The 304-nt window shown below is 39.8% G+C and carries 1 protein-coding gene; it reads right to left on the bottom strand.

The features are described from left to right. Nucleotides 1-304, bottom strand: a 304-nt coding sequence (locus EKL98_RS18370; RefSeq protein WP_233589523.1) for a Na+/H+ antiporter NhaA, incomplete at both ends; no start/stop codon positions are given.

Genomic DNA, 304 nt, shown 5'->3' with positions numbered 1-304 from the left:
GTGAACTCCAGAATTTAACATAAAATACCACATCGCAACGCCTCCAATCAGGTAGGGAATCAGGTTGTAGATTTTCATCCTATTTAGAATAAACAAAACCCCCATAATACCTAAAGCAAGGGCTAAATTTATAAAATAAATTGAGGTTGTATAGAATACGGCAATCACGATAATGGCTCCTAAATCGTCAATTACAGCTAGTGCGGTCAAAAATATCTTTAAGGAAGCGGGTACACGACTTCCCAGAAGAGACAAAATGCCTATGGCAAATGCGATATCAGTAGCCATTGGGATTCCCGCACCG

This window comes from Flavobacterium bomense, assembly GCF_003970355.1.
The sequence above is the reverse complement of the archived record's forward strand: the minus strand, read 5'-3'. Positions and strand labels throughout refer to the sequence as shown.